Source organism: Streptomyces tibetensis (assembly GCF_040647715.1).
Taxonomy (GTDB): Bacteria; Actinomycetota; Actinomycetes; order Streptomycetales; family Streptomycetaceae; genus Streptomyces; species Streptomyces tibetensis_A.
Genome location: NZ_JBEZCR010000001.1, coordinates 244,778 through 259,480 on the forward strand (window position 1 = coordinate 244,778; position 14,703 = coordinate 259,480).

General features: G+C 70.6%; 16 protein-coding genes. 12 read left to right on the forward strand and 4 right to left on the reverse strand.

Features of this window, described 5'->3' with window-relative positions; translation table 11 throughout:
- Positions 1 to 89 precede the first annotated feature (89 nt).
- The 3 genes from AB0B29_RS01120 to AB0B29_RS01130 all read left to right on the forward strand — a co-directional run bounded on the left by AB0B29_RS01120 (position 90) and on the right by AB0B29_RS01130 (position 2,928).
- A complete protein-coding gene (locus AB0B29_RS01120; protein WP_362232260.1) occupies positions 90 to 722 on the forward strand; it encodes a TetR family transcriptional regulator in 633 nt (210 codons plus the stop codon).
- Positions 723 to 795: 73 nt separating this feature from the next.
- Entirely contained in the window at positions 796 to 2,004 is a 1,209-nt protein-coding gene (locus AB0B29_RS01125; RefSeq protein WP_362232263.1) for an alpha/beta hydrolase family protein, read from the forward strand.
- Between the two features lie 66 nt (positions 2,005 to 2,070).
- The gene (locus AB0B29_RS01130; protein WP_362233861.1) at positions 2,071 to 2,928 is read left to right on the forward strand and encodes a DUF4429 domain-containing protein; all 858 of its coding nucleotides are present in this window, start codon (positions 2,071 to 2,073) and stop codon (positions 2,926 to 2,928) included.
- An 81-nt stretch (positions 2,929 to 3,009) separates the two neighbouring features.
- On the opposite strand, the gene AB0B29_RS01135 is transcribed toward AB0B29_RS01130, so the two are convergent.
- Positions 3,010 to 4,020 (reverse strand): aldo/keto reductase, encoded by a 1,011-nt coding sequence (locus AB0B29_RS01135; RefSeq protein ID WP_362232266.1) that lies wholly within the window; start codon positions 4,018 to 4,020, stop codon positions 3,010 to 3,012.
- The gene (locus AB0B29_RS01140; protein ID WP_362232269.1) at positions 4,017 to 4,481 is read right to left on the reverse strand and encodes a MerR family transcriptional regulator; all 465 of its coding nucleotides are present in this window, start codon (positions 4,479 to 4,481) and stop codon (positions 4,017 to 4,019) included. Before AB0B29_RS01140 ends, AB0B29_RS01135 begins: the two co-directional genes overlap by 4 nt.
- A 98-nt stretch (positions 4,482 to 4,579) precedes the next feature.
- On the opposite strand from AB0B29_RS01140, the gene AB0B29_RS01145 reads away from it, so the two are divergent.
- Together AB0B29_RS01145 and AB0B29_RS01150 are read left to right on the forward strand one after the other, a co-directional pair.
- Positions 4,580 to 5,050, forward strand: a complete 471-nt coding sequence (locus tag AB0B29_RS01145; protein WP_362232271.1) for a GNAT family N-acetyltransferase — start codon at positions 4,580 to 4,582, stop codon at positions 5,048 to 5,050.
- Positions 5,051 to 5,068: 18 nt separating this feature from the next.
- Positions 5,069 to 5,884: a serine hydrolase domain-containing protein gene (locus AB0B29_RS01150; RefSeq protein WP_362232273.1), complete on the forward strand. Its 816-nt coding sequence runs from the start codon at positions 5,069 to 5,071 to the stop codon at positions 5,882 to 5,884.
- Here the strand turns inward: AB0B29_RS01150 and AB0B29_RS01155 are convergent.
- On the reverse strand, positions 5,881 to 6,534 hold the full coding sequence (locus AB0B29_RS01155; protein WP_362232276.1) for a pirin family protein: 654 nt from the start codon (positions 6,532 to 6,534) through the stop codon (positions 5,881 to 5,883). The genes AB0B29_RS01150 and AB0B29_RS01155 overlap by 4 nt on opposite strands.
- A gap of 60 nt (positions 6,535 to 6,594) precedes the next feature.
- On the opposite strand from AB0B29_RS01155, the gene fasR reads away from it, so the two are divergent.
- From fasR to fabF, 5 genes are all read left to right on the forward strand, one after another.
- Positions 6,595 to 7,800 (forward strand): fatty acid biosynthesis transcriptional regulator FasR, encoded by a 1,206-nt coding sequence (gene fasR, locus AB0B29_RS01160; RefSeq protein ID WP_362232278.1) that lies wholly within the window; start codon positions 6,595 to 6,597, stop codon positions 7,798 to 7,800.
- Positions 7,801 to 7,889: 89 nt separating this feature from the next.
- Positions 7,890 to 8,819, forward strand: coding sequence for an ACP S-malonyltransferase (locus AB0B29_RS01165; protein WP_362232281.1), 930 nt, complete (start codon positions 7,890 to 7,892; stop codon positions 8,817 to 8,819).
- 25 nt (positions 8,820 to 8,844) lie between these two features.
- Positions 8,845 to 9,846 carry a ketoacyl-ACP synthase III gene (locus AB0B29_RS01170; RefSeq protein WP_362232284.1) on the forward strand — a complete coding sequence of 334 codons (1,002 nt, stop codon included), beginning with the start codon at positions 8,845 to 8,847 and terminating at the stop codon, positions 9,844 to 9,846.
- Between the two features lie 81 nt (positions 9,847 to 9,927).
- Positions 9,928 to 10,176, forward strand: coding sequence for an acyl carrier protein (locus tag AB0B29_RS01175; protein WP_003989952.1), 249 nt, complete (start codon positions 9,928 to 9,930; stop codon positions 10,174 to 10,176).
- Between the two features lie 87 nt (positions 10,177 to 10,263).
- Positions 10,264 to 11,535 carry a beta-ketoacyl-ACP synthase II gene (gene fabF, locus AB0B29_RS01180; protein ID WP_362232286.1) on the forward strand — a complete coding sequence of 424 codons (1,272 nt, stop codon included), beginning with the start codon at positions 10,264 to 10,266 and terminating at the stop codon, positions 11,533 to 11,535.
- Between the two features lie 187 nt (positions 11,536 to 11,722).
- Here the strand turns inward: fabF and AB0B29_RS01185 are convergent, their stop codons facing one another.
- A complete protein-coding gene (locus tag AB0B29_RS01185) occupies positions 11,723 to 12,217 on the reverse strand; it encodes a DUF3145 domain-containing protein (RefSeq protein ID WP_344457749.1) in 495 nt (164 codons plus the stop codon).
- A gap of 258 nt (positions 12,218 to 12,475) precedes the next feature.
- On the opposite strand from AB0B29_RS01185, the gene AB0B29_RS01190 reads away from it, so the two are divergent.
- Positions 12,476 to 13,363, forward strand: coding sequence for an SGNH/GDSL hydrolase family protein (locus AB0B29_RS01190; RefSeq protein WP_362232289.1), 888 nt, complete (start codon positions 12,476 to 12,478; stop codon positions 13,361 to 13,363).
- Positions 13,364 to 13,390: 27 nt separating this feature from the next.
- Entirely contained in the window at positions 13,391 to 14,362 is a 972-nt protein-coding gene (locus tag AB0B29_RS01195) for an aldose epimerase family protein (RefSeq protein ID WP_362232292.1), read from the forward strand.
- Positions 14,363 to 14,703 lie beyond the last annotated feature (341 nt).

Here is a 14,703-nt window from a genome sequence, read left to right on the forward strand (position 1 = left end):
CAATTGACAAACCATTTCACTAGTCGGTAACTGACACGACATCCCCGTATAGCCTGAACTGGGAAAACACTGCGAACGAGAGGCCTGACTTGAACCTGCGCGAACGCAAGAAGCGGCGCACCCGGGACGCACTGCTGCGGGCCGCGCTGGAGCTCTTCGCCACGCGCGGGTACGAGGAGACGACCGTCGACGACATCGCCGCCGCCGTGGACGTCTCACAGCGCACCTTCTTCCGCTACTTCGCCGGCAAGGAGGAGACGGCGTTCTTCGTACCGCGCCTCGCGGAGACGCTCGTCGTCGAGGCGCTGCGCGCCCGCCCGCCGCACGAGGCGCCGCTGGAGGCGCTGCGCCGGTCCGTGCTGGAGAGCTGGGACGCGATCAACGAGGCCGTCGTGGAACTCGTGCCGATCGAGCTGCACATGCGCGTCTACCGGGTGATCGAGTCGACGCCCGCGCTGCTCGCCGCCCATCTGCGGCGGTCGGCGGAGCTGGAGGAGCAGCTCGCGTGCATCATCGCCGAGCGCGAGGGGCTCGACGTGGACCGGGACCCCCGGCCGAGGATCATCGTCGCGCTCTTCGGTGGGGTGATTCGCGTCACCGAGCGCTTGTGGTCCGCGGGGGACGACGTCACCCTCGACGGAATGCGCGAACTCACCACGACATACCTGGATCAGGTGGGTCCCGCACTGGCCGGGAACTGGCGCGCGGAGCAGTCCCCTTAACCCCTTCACCGAAACGTGATCCCGGTCACTTGGTTAACGCGAGACCCTCTCGTTCTCCTAGTGTGTCCTTTCAGTGACTTCCTTCGACACCTCCCCGCAACTGAACGTCTGGCGCGCACTGCTCGCTCTGGCCGTCGTGTTCGTGATGCTGGCGACCACCGGCTGGACGGCCCTGCGCAACCAGCGGGGCCCCACACCGCTCCAAGCCTCGCTCTCCGCCTGGGAGCACGGCCGGATCGGCGGGCACCGGCTGCCGGACCCGCAGTCCCAGCCGGCGAAACTGGCCGGCTTCTTCTCCTCGCTCACCGAGCAGGAGCGTTCGACCCTGGTCCGCACGTACTCGCTCGCGTTGGGCAACATGAACGGCGCGCCGGTCGAGCTGCGCTACCGCGCCAACCACCTCGCGCTCGCCAAGGCACGCGAGGTCGAGCGGGAACGCATGCACGACAAGCGCCTCACCCCGTCCGGGCAGCACGAGGCGGGCCGCAGGATGCACCGCTTCGAGGACCTCATGGAGCCGGGCCGGCACATCCTGGCCTTCGACCCGGAGGGTTCGGGCCGGGTGGCGGAGGTGTTCGGGAACCTGCGCAGGGCGGAGCGGGTGTCGGTCGTCGTCCCCGGCGTCGACACCGACCTGCTCACGTTCCAGCGCACCCAGCGCAAGTACTCGGCGCCGGTCGGCATGGCCAAGTCCCTGTACGCGGCCGAGCGGCAGGCGAGCCCGTCGACCCGGACGGCCGTGATCGCCTGGGCCGACTACACGGCGCCGAGCGGGCTCGGCATCGACTCGGCCACGGCGATGCGGGCCGAGGAGGGTGCTGTACGGCTCAACGCGCTGGTGCGGGCGCTGCCGGGCGGTTCGCCGGTCTCACTGTTCTGCCACAGCTACGGCTCCGTGGTGTGCGGCGTCGCCGCGCACTCGCTGCCGGGCCGGGTGTCCGACATCGCGGTGGCCGGCAGCCCCGGCATGCGGGTCGAGAAGGCCGCCCAACTGCACACCACCGCCCGGGTATGGGCGATGCGGGACTCCGACGACTGGATCCAGGACGTTCCCTACCTGGAGGTCGGCGGACTGGGCCACGGAGCCGATCCGGTGTCCGCCGGGTTCGGCGCGCGGGTGCTTTCGGCGGCGGGCGCGAAGGGTCACGCGGGGTACTTCGAGCCCGGGACGGCAAGTCTGTTCAATTTCGCAGAGATCGGCGTAGGCGCATACCGCTCGGTGCACTGCGCGCACGAAGACGGCGTCTGCCGTACCGGTATGTCCGGTACGGCGGCGGCCTGACGCGCGTAGAGGCGAAGAAACTGCGGTCTGCTCGGGAGGGGGACGGAGGAGCGCGTGCCGCATACGATGAGCCGCATGGGTGACGTACTGGCCGGATTGCATGCCGTCTGGGAGTTCGAGTCCGACTCCGTGCTCATCCGCTACGAGCGGGGGATCCGAACACCCAAGCTCTTCCAGGCCCTCGGGGAACGGCGTGTGCCCCTGGAGGCGATCGCCGGGGTGAGCCTGACCCGCGGCAAGCGCGGCACTGTCGTGCTGCGCGTCGAGCCGCGCCCCGGGGCGGACCCGTTGCTGGAGGCGGCCGCCGGGCAGCTGAAGGAGAACGTCGACCCCTACCGGCTGGTGCTGCCCGCCGAGCGGGAGGTCCTCGCGGAGTACTACGCCGACGAACTGCGGGGGCTGCTGACGGAGTCAGGGCCGGCCGACCGGTTCCTGGTGAAGGCGCCCGAGGGGCCGCTGTCGTTCAAGGCGTACGACGGGAAGGCGACCTTCGACGGACGGACCGTTACCTTCCGGTGGTTCTGGACGGGGGCGTCGTCGGCGAAGTGGAAGGCCGGCGACCAGAGCTTCACCGTCGGCGAGCTGAACGGGGTGGAGTGGCGGTCACCGGAGGTCTTCGAGGGGCATCTGCGGCTTTTGGGCCGGGATGCGGGAGTTTCGGGGGTCCAGGCCGATCAGGACCCCGCTGCAGTGGTGTTCGGGCTGGGGTACGGGCCCGTGCACGAGTCGCTGCCGTTCGCGGCGGCGGTGCTGGCCGCGGTGCGGGCGTCCAGTCCGGTGCCGGCCGTGCCGGCCGGCGGGCCGCGCCGCGATCCCGCGGACATCGCCGAGCGGATTCGTCACCTGGGTGAGCTGCATCAGGCCGGATTGGTGACGGATGAGGAGTTTTCGGTCAAAAAGGCCGAGTTGCTCTCTGAGCTTTAGCGTCTGCCGGGGCCTCGCCATGGGCGGGCGCGGGTGCGTGCGTGGTTGATCGCGCAGTTCCCCGCGCCCCTGAAGACCCCTTTACTCCCGGCCCGCTGACGTGAACGCCATGTCCGCGTAGCGGTTGCCCGCCACCTGGGCCGCTATGCCGTCCAGCAGGTCCAGTTGCTCGTCGGTCAGGGTGATCCTGGTCGCCGCCGTGTTCTCCTCCACCCTGGTGGGCTTGCGGGTGCCCGGAATCGGGATGACCGGGAGGTCGTGGACCGTCGCCTGCTGCTGGACCCAGGCCAGGGCGATCTGACCGAGGGTCGCGTCGTGGGCCTTGGCCACCGACCGGATCAGCTCCAGCAGCGTCGCGTTCGCCGTGGCGTTGTCGCCCGTGAAGCGGGGCTGCAGGCGGCGGAAGTCACCGGCGGTCAGGTCGCGGTCCGCGTCGGTGAAGGAGCCGGTGAGGAAGCCCCGGCCGAGGGGTGAGTACGGCACGAGGGCCACACCCAGCTCACGCGCCGCGGGGACGACGTGCGTCTCGATGTCACGGCTGAACAGCGACCACTCCGACTGCACGGCGGCGATGGGGTGGACGGCGTGGGCGGCCCGCAGTTCACCGGCCGTGACCTCGCTCAGGCCCAGATGCTTGACCTTGCCCTCGCGGACCAGGTCGGCCATGGTGCCGACACTCTCCTCGATCGGCACGTTCACATCGCGCCGGTGCATGTAGTAGAGGTCGATGGCATCGACGTCCAGGCGCTTCAGGCTCGCCTCGACGGCCTGCCGGATGTAGGGCGGGTCGTTGCGCACGACACGGCGCGTCGGGTCGTCCGGGGGGATCGACAGGGCGAACTTGGTGGCGATGACGACCTCGTCGCGATGGGCCTTGAAGAACGGCGAAAGGAAACGCTCGTTCTCACCGGCGCCGTACGCGTCGGCCGTGTCGTAGAAGGTGACGCCCAGTTCGAGCGCCCGCTCCAGCGTGGCCCTGGACGCGTCCGCGGGGCCGTAACCGAAGCTCATGCCCATGCAGCCCAGGCCCTGGACGCTCACCTCGGGACCGTGGTCGCCGAGCTTCGCCGTCGTGATCCTGCCGTCCGTCATCGGGACCTCTCCGACGCCAGGGCACGCCCGGCGTCCGCGTAGAAACTGATCTTCCGGTCGAGCACGGCGAGCGTGCCCCGGAGTTCGTCGATCCTGGCCAGGACGTCCTCACGGGTCGTCTTCAGCAGCTCGAAGCGCTCGACATAGGTGTGGTCGCCCTCGCGCACCAGTTCCGCGTACCGGACCATGTCCGCGACCGGCATGCCCGTCAGACGGAGCTTGCCGACGAGGTCGAGCCAGTCGAGGTCGCGGTTGGTGTAGCGGCGCTGACCGGTGTGGGACCGGTCGATGTGCGGCATCAAACCGATCCGCTCGTACCACCGCAGGGTGTGAGCCGTCAGGCCGGTCAGGGCGACGACCTCGCTGATCGTGTAGCGGTCCTGGCCGTCCGGGCGCCGGTTCTGCTGCGGCGGGCCGGCACAGGTGTCGGTCCCGGTCACCGTGGTCTCCATCACCGTCATGGCCCCCACGCTAGAACCTTGGAGTGCACTCCAAGCAAGCGCCGACGGTAAGAAATCGGCAGGACACTTCCGGATCCGGCTGGTTAGCGTACGGAGTCATGAGTGTTGTACGTCGTGCCCTGCCCGAGGACGCCGAGGAAGTCCTGCGGTTGCGCCAAGTCATGATCGACGCGATGTTCGCCTCCGATCCCTCCCTCTCCTGGCACGGGGAGTCGCTGCCCACTCTGAGGGCCAAACTGGGCGATGCGGAAGGGGACTTCACGGCGTTCGTCGTGGACCACCCGGAGCGGCCGGGCGCGCTGGCCTGCCTGGTGGCCGGGACGATCGACTACCGCATCGGCAAGGCGGGTGATCCGCAGGGCAGGGTGGGCTTCGTGTTCAGCGTCGCCACCGATCCGGACGCCCGGCGCCGGGGATACGCGCGGGCCTGCATGACCACCCTGCTGGAGTGGTTCCGCGAGCGCGGTGCCCGGCGGGTGCAGCTGACCGCCTCGCCGGAGGCGGAGCCGCTGTACGTCTCGCTCGGTTTCCGCCCCAAGCCCGACCCTTTGCTGGAACTCGCGCTCTGAGCGCATAGGCTCGAACGCATGTCGCTGAACAGCCTCGCGTTGATCGATAACTGGCCGGTTCCCACCGCCGCGGCGGGTGCCGTACGGGCGGACGGCACCGTCCTCGGCACCCACGGGCCGGCCGGGCAGCGGTTCCCGCTCGCGTCGGTGACCAAGCCGCTGGCCGCCTACGCGGTGCTCGTCGCGTACGAGGAGGGGGCCATCGAGTTCGACGAGCCCGCGGGCCCCGCCGGTTCGACGGTCCGGCACCTGCTCGCCCACACCTCGGGCCTCGCCTTCGACGAGCACAAGGTCACGGCCCCGCCCGGGGAGCGGCGGCTGTACTCCAACGCCGGCTTCGAGCAGCTGGGCGACCACGTCGCGAAGGCCACCGACATCCCGTTCGCCGAGTACCTCCGGCAGGCCGTGCTGGAGCCGCTGGGCATGACCTCTACGGCCCTGGAGGGCTCCCCGGCCAAGGACGGGGTGTCGACGGTGGAGGACCTGCTGCGGTTCGCGGCCGAGGTGCAGGCTCCGCGGCTGCTCGATCCGCGTACGGTCGCCGAGGCGATGACCGTGCACTACCCGGGCACCAAGGGCGTCCTGCCGGGGTACGGCCACCAGAACCCCAACGACTGGGGGCTCGGGTTCGAGATCCGCGACTCCAAGTCGCCGCACTGGACGGGCTCCTCGTCCTCGCCGCGCACCTTCGGGCATTTCGGCCAGTCGGGTACGTTCCTGTGGATCGACCCGGACGCGGGAGCGGCCTGCGTGGCGCTGACGGACCGGGCGTTCGGGCCGTGGGCGATCGAGGCGTGGCCGGCGTTCACCGACGCGGTCCTGGCAGAGCTCTAGGCCATCTCCCAGATCAGCAGCTCCGCGTCGGTGACGCCCTCGGTCTCCAGGCCCTTGGCGTCCGTGATCCGGGCGGCGTCACCGGCGCCCAGTTCCTCGCCGTCCAGGCGTACGGCACCGCGTACGACATGGACGTACAGGTACCGCCCGTCCGGCACCGCCGTCCGCTCCCCCGCCCCGAGGCGCCGCACGTGCAGCATCGCCCCGGCCTCGGGGACGGCGTAGGGCGTGGAGTCGGCGATGCCGCGGACGACCTCGTAGGACGGGTCGCCGCCGGGGCTGAGGGGGGCCAGCCACATCTGGATGAAGGTCAGGGGGCCGGGGCCGTCGTTGCGCTCCACGTGCCGCACCCCGCCGGCCGAGCCGAGCCGCTGCACGTCCCCGTGGCGTACGACCGACTCGTGCCCGGCGGAGTCCCGGTGGGTCAGCTCGCCCTCCACCACCCAGGTCACGATCTCGGTGTGGCTGTGCGGGTGCTCGTCGAAGCCCGCCCCGGGCGCCAGCCGCTCCTCGTTGCACGCGAGCACCGCGCCGAAACGGAGGTTGTCCGGGTCGTAGTGGGGCCCGAAGGAGAAGGCGTGCCACGTCTCGATCCCTGCGGTCGCGTCCCCTCCGGGGTAGCGCTCGCCCGCGCGCCGTACGTCCATCACGTGGTCCACCGTAGACCCCGGCGACCCACCCTCCCGTCCGGATAAGGCAGTCTTGTCCCCGTGCCCGAACCCGAAACCAGCAAGAACGAAGCCGCAGCCCATGACGTCCATTCGCATGCCGCGACGCTGAAGCGGCTGGAGAAGTCGTCCGGATCGCTCGCCGCGCAGGCCATCGCGCGGATGGACGAGACACTGCCGTGGTACCGGGCCATGCCCCCGGAGAACCGTTCCTGGATCGGTCTGGTCGCGCAGGCGGGCATCGCCGCGTTCACCGAGTGGTTCCGGCACCCGGACGCCCCGCAGGCCATCTCCACCGACGTGTTCGGCACCGCGCCGCGCGAGCTGACCCGGGCGATCACCCTGCGCCAGACCGTGGAGATGGTGCGCACCACCATCGAGGTCATGGAGAGCGCGATCGACGAGGTCGCGGCCCCCGGCGACGAGCGGGTGCTGCGCGAGGCGCTGCTCGTCTACGCCCGCGAGATCGCCTTCGCCACGGCCCAGGTGTACGCGCAGGCCGCCGAGGCGCGCGGCGCCTGGGACGCCCGGCTGGAGTCCCTGGTGGTGAACGCCGTGCTCAGCGGCGAGGCCGACGAGGGAGCCGTGTCCCGGGCCGCCGCGCTCGGGTGGAACTCACCCGAACACGTGTGCGTGGTGCTCGGCACGGCGCCGGACGGCGACTCCGAACTGACCGTGGAGGCGATCCGCCGGGCCGCCCGGCACGCCAAGCTCCAGGTGCTCACCGGGGTGCTCGGCGACCGGCTGGTCGTCATCGCCGGCGGCAGCGACAACCCGCTGGCCGTCGCCAAGTCGCTCATCGGCCCGTTCGCGGCCGGCCCGGTCGTGGCGGGCCCGGTGGTGCCGGACCTGCTGGCCGCGACCCGGTCCGCGCAGGCCGCCGCGGCGGGGCTCAAGGCATGTTCCGCCTGGCAGGACGCCCCGCGCCCGGTCCTCGCTGACGATCTGCTGCCGGAGCGGGCGATGGCCGGGGACCCCTCGGCCCGCGAGCAACTGGTGGAGGAGATCTACAGACCGCTGGAGGAGGCCGGGGCCGCACTCCTGGAGACCCTCAGCGTCTATCTCGAACAGGCGAGCAGTCTCGAGGGCGCCGCCCGCATGCTGTTCGTCCATCCCAACACCGTCCGCTACCGGCTGCGACGTGTGACTGACGTCACCGGCTGGTCACCCTCCGATGTACGCTCAGCGTTCACCCTGCGGATCGCGCTGATCCTGGGGCGTCTGGTTGATGGAGATCCTCAGGCCTAAGGTTTTGTGGGGGCTCGACAAAACCCCCTCGTGTTCTTCGTCCCTGTCCCCACGGGCGGTTGTGCCCGTCCTCAAGAGAGAGTGTGAGAGTGCTCGTACTCGTCGCTCCCGGCCAGGGCGCTCAGACGCCCGGCTTCCTGACCGAATGGCTCGACCTCCCCGGTGTTCGCGGTGCCCTCGAGGCCTGGTCCGTCGCCGCGGGACTCGACCTGATCCGTTACGGCACCGAGGCCGACGCGGAGGAGATCCGCGACACCGCGGTGGCGCAGCCGCTGCTGGTCGCGGCCGGACTCGCGTCCGCGAGCCTGCTGTTCGACGACCCGGCCGAGCTGCCGCAGAAGGTCGGCGCGATCGCCGGTCACAGCGTCGGCGAGATCACCGCGGCGTCGCTCGCCGGAGTGCTCCCCCACGAGGAGGCGCTGCGCCTCGTCCGCACCCGCGGGCTCGGCATGGCCGAGGCCGCCGCCGTCACGGAGACCGGCATGGCGGCACTGCTGGGCGGCGACCCCGCCGTGACGGTTCCGCACCTGGAGAAGCTGGGCCTGACCCCGGCCAACATCAACGGCGCGGGCCAGATCGTCGCGGCCGGCACCAAGGAGCAGCTCGCCGCCCTGGAGGCGGACAAGCCCGAGGGCGTGCGCAAGGTCGTCGCGCTGAAGGTCGCCGGCGCGTTCCACACGCACCACATGGCCCCCGCGGTCGACTCGCTGTCCAAGGCCGCCGAGGCCCTGGCGCCCGGCGACCCGAAGGTCACCTACGTCTCCAACAAGGACGGCCGGACCGTCGCCGCCGGCAGCGAGGTGCTCGACCGCCTGGTCGGCCAGGTCGCCAACCCGGTCCGCTGGGACCTGTGCATGGAGACCTTCAAGGAGCTCGGTGTCACGGCCCTGGTCGAGCTGTGCCCCGGTGGCACCCTCACGGGCCTCGCCAAGCGGGCCCTGCCCGGGGTGAAGACGCTGGCCCTGAAGTCCCCCGCCGACCTCGACGCGGCTCGCGAGCTCATCGCCGAGCACGCCTGACCGCCGCCCCCAAGGAGCCGACCGCATGGCGAAGATCAAGCCCAGCAAGGGCGCCCCGTACGCGCGCATCCTCGGCGTCGGCGGCTACCGCCCGACCCGGGTGGTGCCGAACGAGGTGATCCTCGAAACGATCGACTCGTCCGACGAGTGGATCCGCTCGCGCTCCGGCATCGAGACCCGGCACTGGGCGAACGACGAGGAGACGGTCGCCGCGATGTCGATCGAGGCGTCCGGCAAGGCGATCGCCGACGCCGGGATCTCCGCCGAGCAGATCGGCGGCGTGATCGTCTCGACCGTCTCGCACTTCAAGCAGACCCCGGCCGTCGCGACCGAGATCGCCGACAAGCTCGGCACGAACAAGGCCGCCGCCTTCGACATCTCGGCGGGCTGCGCGGGCTTCGGCTACGGCCTCACGCTCGCCAAGGGCATGATCGTCGAGGGCTCGGCCGAGTACGTCCTGGTGATCGGCGTGGAGCGGCTGAGCGACCTCACCGACCTGGAGGACCGGGCGACGGCCTTCCTGTTCGGCGACGGCGCGGGCGCGGTCGTCGTGGGGCCGGCCAAGGAACCCGCCATCGGCCCCACCGTCTGGGGCTCCGAGGGCGACAAGTCCGAGACGATCAAGCAGACCGTGCCGTGGACGGACTACCGTTCCGGTGAGGTCGCCAAGTTCCCCGCCATCACGCAGGAGGGCCAGGCGGTGTTCCGCTGGGCCGTGTTCGAGATGGCGAAGGTCGCCAAGGAGGCGCTGGACGCCGCCGGCGTCTCCGCGGAGGACCTGGACGTCTTCATTCCGCACCAGGCCAACGAGCGGATCATCGACTCGATGGTGAAGACTCTCAAGCTGCCGGAGTCCGTCACGGTCGCCCGTGACGTACGCACCACCGGCAACACCTCGGCCGCCTCGATTCCGCTCGCGATGGAGCGGCTCCTGGCGACCGGCGAGGCGAAGAGCGGCGACACCGCGCTCGTCATCGGCTTCGGGGCGGGTCTCGTCTACGCCGCGACTGTCGTTACCCTCCCCTAGGCACTCCGTGCCGGATCATGCGATCCGGCACGCGAGGAAACACCTGCCACACCGTCTGAATATCTACGAAGGAGCGCCGACATGGCCGCCACTCAGGAAGAGATCGTCGCCGGTCTCGCCGAGATCGTGAACGAGATCGCCGGCATCCCGGTTGAGGACGTCCAGCTGGACAAGTCCTTCACCGACGACCTGGACGTCGACTCGCTGTCCATGGTCGAGGTCGTCGTCGCCGCCGAAGAGCGCTTCGACGTCAAGATCCCCGACGAGGACGTCAAGAACCTCAAGACCGTCGGTGACGCGACCGACTACATCCTCAAGCACCAGGGCTGATCAGCCGATCTGGCCCTGTGGGCTGACTGCCCCGCCACCCGGCGGTGGCGCCGCTTAATCCTCGGATCCGTTGGAGAAAGAATTCCCGTGAGCTCGACCAATCGCACCGTGGTCGTCACCGGTATCGGCGCAACCACACCGCTGGGTGGCGACGCAGCCTCTACCTGGGAGGGCCTGATCGCCGGCAAGTCCGGAGTGAAGCCCCTGGAGCAGGACTGGGCGGCCGACCAGGCCGTCAAGATCGCGGCGCCGGTCGCCGTGGAGCCGACCGAGGTCATTCCGCGGCCGCAGGCCCGCCGACTGGACCGCTCCGCGCAGTTCGCGCTGATCGCGGCCAAGGAGGCCTGGGCCGACGCCGGTTTCGAAGCGAAGGCCGGCGAGGACCCGAACATCGACCCCGACCGGCTCGGCGCGGTCATCGCCTCCGGCATCGGCGGCGTGACCACCCTGCTCGACCAGTACGACGTGCTGAAGGAGAAGGGCGTCCGCCGCGTCTCCCCGCACACCGTGCCCATGCTGATGCCCAACAGCCCCTCGGCCAACGTGGGTCTGGCCGTGGGCGCCCGGGCGGGCGTGCACACGCCGGTCTCCGCCTGCGCGTCGGGCGCCGAGGCCATCGGCTACGCCATCGAGATGATCCGCACCGGCCGCGCCGACGTCGTCGTCGCGGGTGGCACGGAGGCGGCGATCCACCCGCTGCCCATCGCCGCGTTCGGCAACATGATGGCGATGTCCAAGAACAACGACGACCCGCAGGGCGCGTCGCGTCCCTACGACACCGCCCGCGACGGCTTCGTGCTCGGTGAGGGCGCCGGTGTCGTGGTCCTGGAGTCCGCCGAGCACGCCGCGAAGCGCGGGGCCCGGGTGTACGCCGAGGCGGTCGGGCAGGGCATCTCCGCCGACGCGCACGACATCGTGCAGCCGGAGCCGGAGGGGCGGGGCATCTCGCACGCCCTGCAGAACCTGCTGGACCGCAACGACCTGGACCCGGCGGAGATCGTGCACGTCAACGCGCACGCGACGTCGACTCCGGCCGGGGACATCGCCGAGTTGAAGGCGCTGCGGAAGGTGTTCGGTGACGACGCCGACCACTTCGCGGTGTCCGCGACGAAGTCGATGACCGGGCATCTGCTGGGTGGTGCGGGTGGCGTGGAGACGGTGGCGACCGTCCTCGCGCTGTACCACCGGGTGGCGCCGCCGACGATCAACGTGGAGAACCTGGACCCCGAGGCCGAGGCGAACGCCGACGTCGTGCGGGGTGAGGCCCGGAAGCTGCCCGTCGAGGGCCGTATCGCCGCGCTGAACGACTCGTTCGGGTTCGGTGGTCACAACGTGGTGTTGGCTTTCCGGACCATCTGATCCTGAGCGTGGATCGGCCCGAACTCCCGGTGGGGTTCGGGCCGATCGCCGTTTCGTGTCGCGTTGCCTGCCGGGTGCGGGCGGGTGGGGGCTTGTCGCGCAGTTCCCCGCGCCCCTTCAGGGCGTGATCCCGGAGGCGTTCACACCACCCGGTGCGCGCCCCTTCAGGGCGTGATCCTGGGGGAGTTCACACCACCTGGTGGAGCCAGCGGACCGGGGCGCCCTCTCCGGCGTATCTGAACGGCTCCAGTTCGTCGTCCCAGGGCTTGCCCAGGAGTTTGCCGATCTCGGCTTCGAGGTCGGTCTCACCGCGCCGGCTGCGGTGCAGCGCCGCGCGCAGGCGGTCCTCCGGGATGAGGATGTCGCCGTGGATGCCGGTGACGGCGTGGTAGATGCCCAGGTCGGGGGTGCAGCTGTAGCGCTCGCCCTCGGCGGTGGGGCAGGGCTCCGCGGTGACTTCGAAGCGCAGCAGGTGCCAGCCGCGCAGCGCCGAGGCCAGCTTGGACGCCGTGCCCGCCTGGCCCTGCCAGGAGAACTCCGAGCGCCAGGTGCCGGGTGCGGCCGGCTGACGGATCCAGTCCAGGCTGACGCGTGTGCCGAGCACCCCGGCGACGGCCCACTCGACGTGCGGGCACAGCGCGCGCGGCGCGGAGTGCACGTACAGAACTCCACGTGTCGTCACCGGAACCTCCGGGCAGAGCGGGACATGGTGCAAACGGGCGGAACGGCTGTGACCGGGCGGGTCACGTTGATGGCGAGGCTACCGTGCGGAGGCGCAAGGAGTGTGACGTACGGTCGCTCCAGGTGCCGGGAAACGCCTGCCATTCACCCATGGGGACGCTTGTACGGGTGTGAGCCGTTGCACCTGATCGGTGGGGAACCCTCGTGCGTTGTCATGGGTGGGAGAGGCAGCACGGCGTGGCGAGGGGATGGATCAGGGATGCGGAAGCGAAGCCGTCGCACACGGGGCGTTCTGGCCGTGGTCGCGGCGGCCGTGCTGGGTGTCGCAGGGTGTGACGCCGTGGGGGGTGATTCCGCCGCCCCGTCCGAATCCGCGAAGCCGTCGCCGCAGCCCACGCCCCTGTGGGACCGCAGCCCGGCTTCCGTCGCCGCCGTCGGGGACTCCATCACACGCGGGTTCGACGCGTGTGACGTGCTGTCGGACTGTCCGGCGGCGTCCTGGGCGACCGGCACCAGCCCGGAGGTCGACTCGCTCGCGGTGCGGTTGCTGGGCAGGTCCGGGGCCGCCCGGCGGAGCTGGAACTACGCCGTGACCGGGGCGCGGATGGCCGATCTGCCCGGACAGGTGGCGCGGGCGGTGCGGCGCGAACCGCAGCTGGTGACGGTGATGGTGGGGGCCAACGACGCCTGCCGGTCCACGCCCTCGGCGATGACTCCGGTCTCCGCCTTCCGTGCCGACTTCGAGGAATCCCTGCGCTCCCTGCGCAAAGCCCTGCCCAAGGCACAGGTGTTCGTGGCGAGCGTGCCGAACCTGAAGCGGCTGTGGTCCGAGGGCCGTACCAGCCCGATGGGCAAGCAGGTGTGGAAGCTGGGCATCTGTCCGTCGATGCTGGGCGACGCGGACGCCCTGGGCCCGGCGGCGACCCTGCGGCGGGACACGGTGCACAAGCGCGTGGAGGACTACAACAAGGTCCTGAAGGAGGTCTGCGCCGAGGACGAGCGATGCCGGTACGACGGGGGCGCGGTGTACGACTACCGCTTCGGGACGGCCCAGTTGAGCCGCTGGGACTACTTCCACCCCAGTGTGAACGGACAGGCCCGGTTGGCGGAGATCGCGTACCGCACCGTGACCGCGAAGAAGCCCTGACCGGGACTCTGACTTAGAGTTCCGCACATGAACGAACTCTTCGGAACACTTTCCGACGGGACCCCGGTGCACCGCTGGACCCTGGAGCGGTCGGGCGTACGGGTGCGGGTCCTGTCGTACGGCGGGATCGTGCAGTCCGTGGAGGTGCCGGACCGGGAGGGCCGGGCCGGGGACGTGGTGCTGGGGTTCCCGGATCTCGACGGGTATCTCGCCCATCCGGAGCCGTACCTCGGCGCCCTGGTCGGCAGGTACGCCAACCGGATCGCCGGCGGCCGGTTCACCCTGGACGGCCGTACGTACGCGCTGGAACCGAACAACGGTCCGAACTCCTTGCACGGTGGCGTGCGCGGTTTCGACAAGCGGGTGTGGGAGGCGGAGCCGGTCGAGCACGGAGTGCGGCTGACCCGGATCAGCCCGCACGGCGAGGAGGGGTTCCCGGGACGGCTGGAGATCTCGGCGACGTACACGCTCGACGGCAGCGGCGCGCTGCGGATCGCGTACGAGGCGGTGACGGACGCCCCGACCGTGGTGAACTTGACGAACCACAGCTACTTCAACCTGGCCGGTTCCGGTGACGCGGGCGGTCACGAGCTGCTGCTGGCCGCCTCCCGGTACACGCCGGTCGACGCGGACCTGATCCCCGCCGGCGGCCCCGAGGAGGTGGCCGGTACGCGGTTCGACTTCCGCGAGTCGCGCAAGACCGGCTCCGGCTACGACCACAACTTCGTGCTCGACAAGGGCGTGACGGACGGTCCGGTGGAGGTCGCCGAGCTGCACGATCCGGCGTCCGGGCGGGTGCTGACGGTGGCGACCACCGAGCCCGGCCTCCAGCTGTACACGGCCGACCACCTGGGCGAGCCCTTCGCGCCCGGTGACGGCATCGCGCTGGAGACCCAGCACTTCCCCGACTCGCCGAACCGGCCGGACTTCCCGACGACCGTGCTGCGGCCGGGCGAGGTGTTCCGCTCGGAGACGGTGTACGCCTTCGGCACCCGCTGAGCCGCCCGTGACAGACCACGAGCCCCGGTCCGGAGGTCAGGTCCCGGACCGGGGCTGCCTGGTGGGGAACGTGTCCCGGATCAGACGTTAATCGTCGCGGTGATCCTGCGGTCCGTGATCGAGCGCCCGACCTGGATCCCGTACGAACCCTTCACATACGACCACGATCCGGTCGCATCGTCCCGGATCCCGACGGCGCGACGCTGCAGTTCCACGGTGGCACTGGCCTTCGGGACGCGGTAACGGAGGCGACGGCGAGGATCCCCGCCTGAATCCCGCCCACGGCGTGGACCCCACCATGGCGTGGACCCCATGCGTCACGCGATACTGCGGCCGTCCGG

Coding starts and splice junctions, on each gene's coding strand:
- AB0B29_RS01195 (WP_362232292.1), top strand. CDS start 13,391: ATGAACGAACTCTTCGGAACACTTTCCGACGGGACCCCGGTGCACCGC.
- AB0B29_RS01170 (WP_362232284.1), top strand. CDS start 8,845: ATGGCGAAGATCAAGCCCAGCAAGGGCGCCCCGTACGCGCGCATCCTC.
- AB0B29_RS01190 (WP_362232289.1), top strand. CDS start 12,476: ATGCGGAAGCGAAGCCGTCGCACACGGGGCGTTCTGGCCGTGGTCGCG.
- AB0B29_RS01145 (WP_362232271.1), top strand. CDS start 4,580: ATGAGTGTTGTACGTCGTGCCCTGCCCGAGGACGCCGAGGAAGTCCTG.
- AB0B29_RS01175 (WP_003989952.1), top strand. CDS start 9,928: ATGGCCGCCACTCAGGAAGAGATCGTCGCCGGTCTCGCCGAGATCGTG.
- AB0B29_RS01140 (WP_362232269.1), bottom strand. CDS start 4,481: ATGACGGTGATGGAGACCACGGTGACCGGGACCGACACCTGTGCCGGC.
- AB0B29_RS01135 (WP_362232266.1), bottom strand. CDS start 4,020: ATGACGGACGGCAGGATCACGACGGCGAAGCTCGGCGACCACGGTCCC.
- AB0B29_RS01130 (WP_362233861.1), top strand. CDS start 2,071: ATGAGCCGCATGGGTGACGTACTGGCCGGATTGCATGCCGTCTGGGAG.
- AB0B29_RS01150 (WP_362232273.1), top strand. CDS start 5,069: ATGTCGCTGAACAGCCTCGCGTTGATCGATAACTGGCCGGTTCCCACC.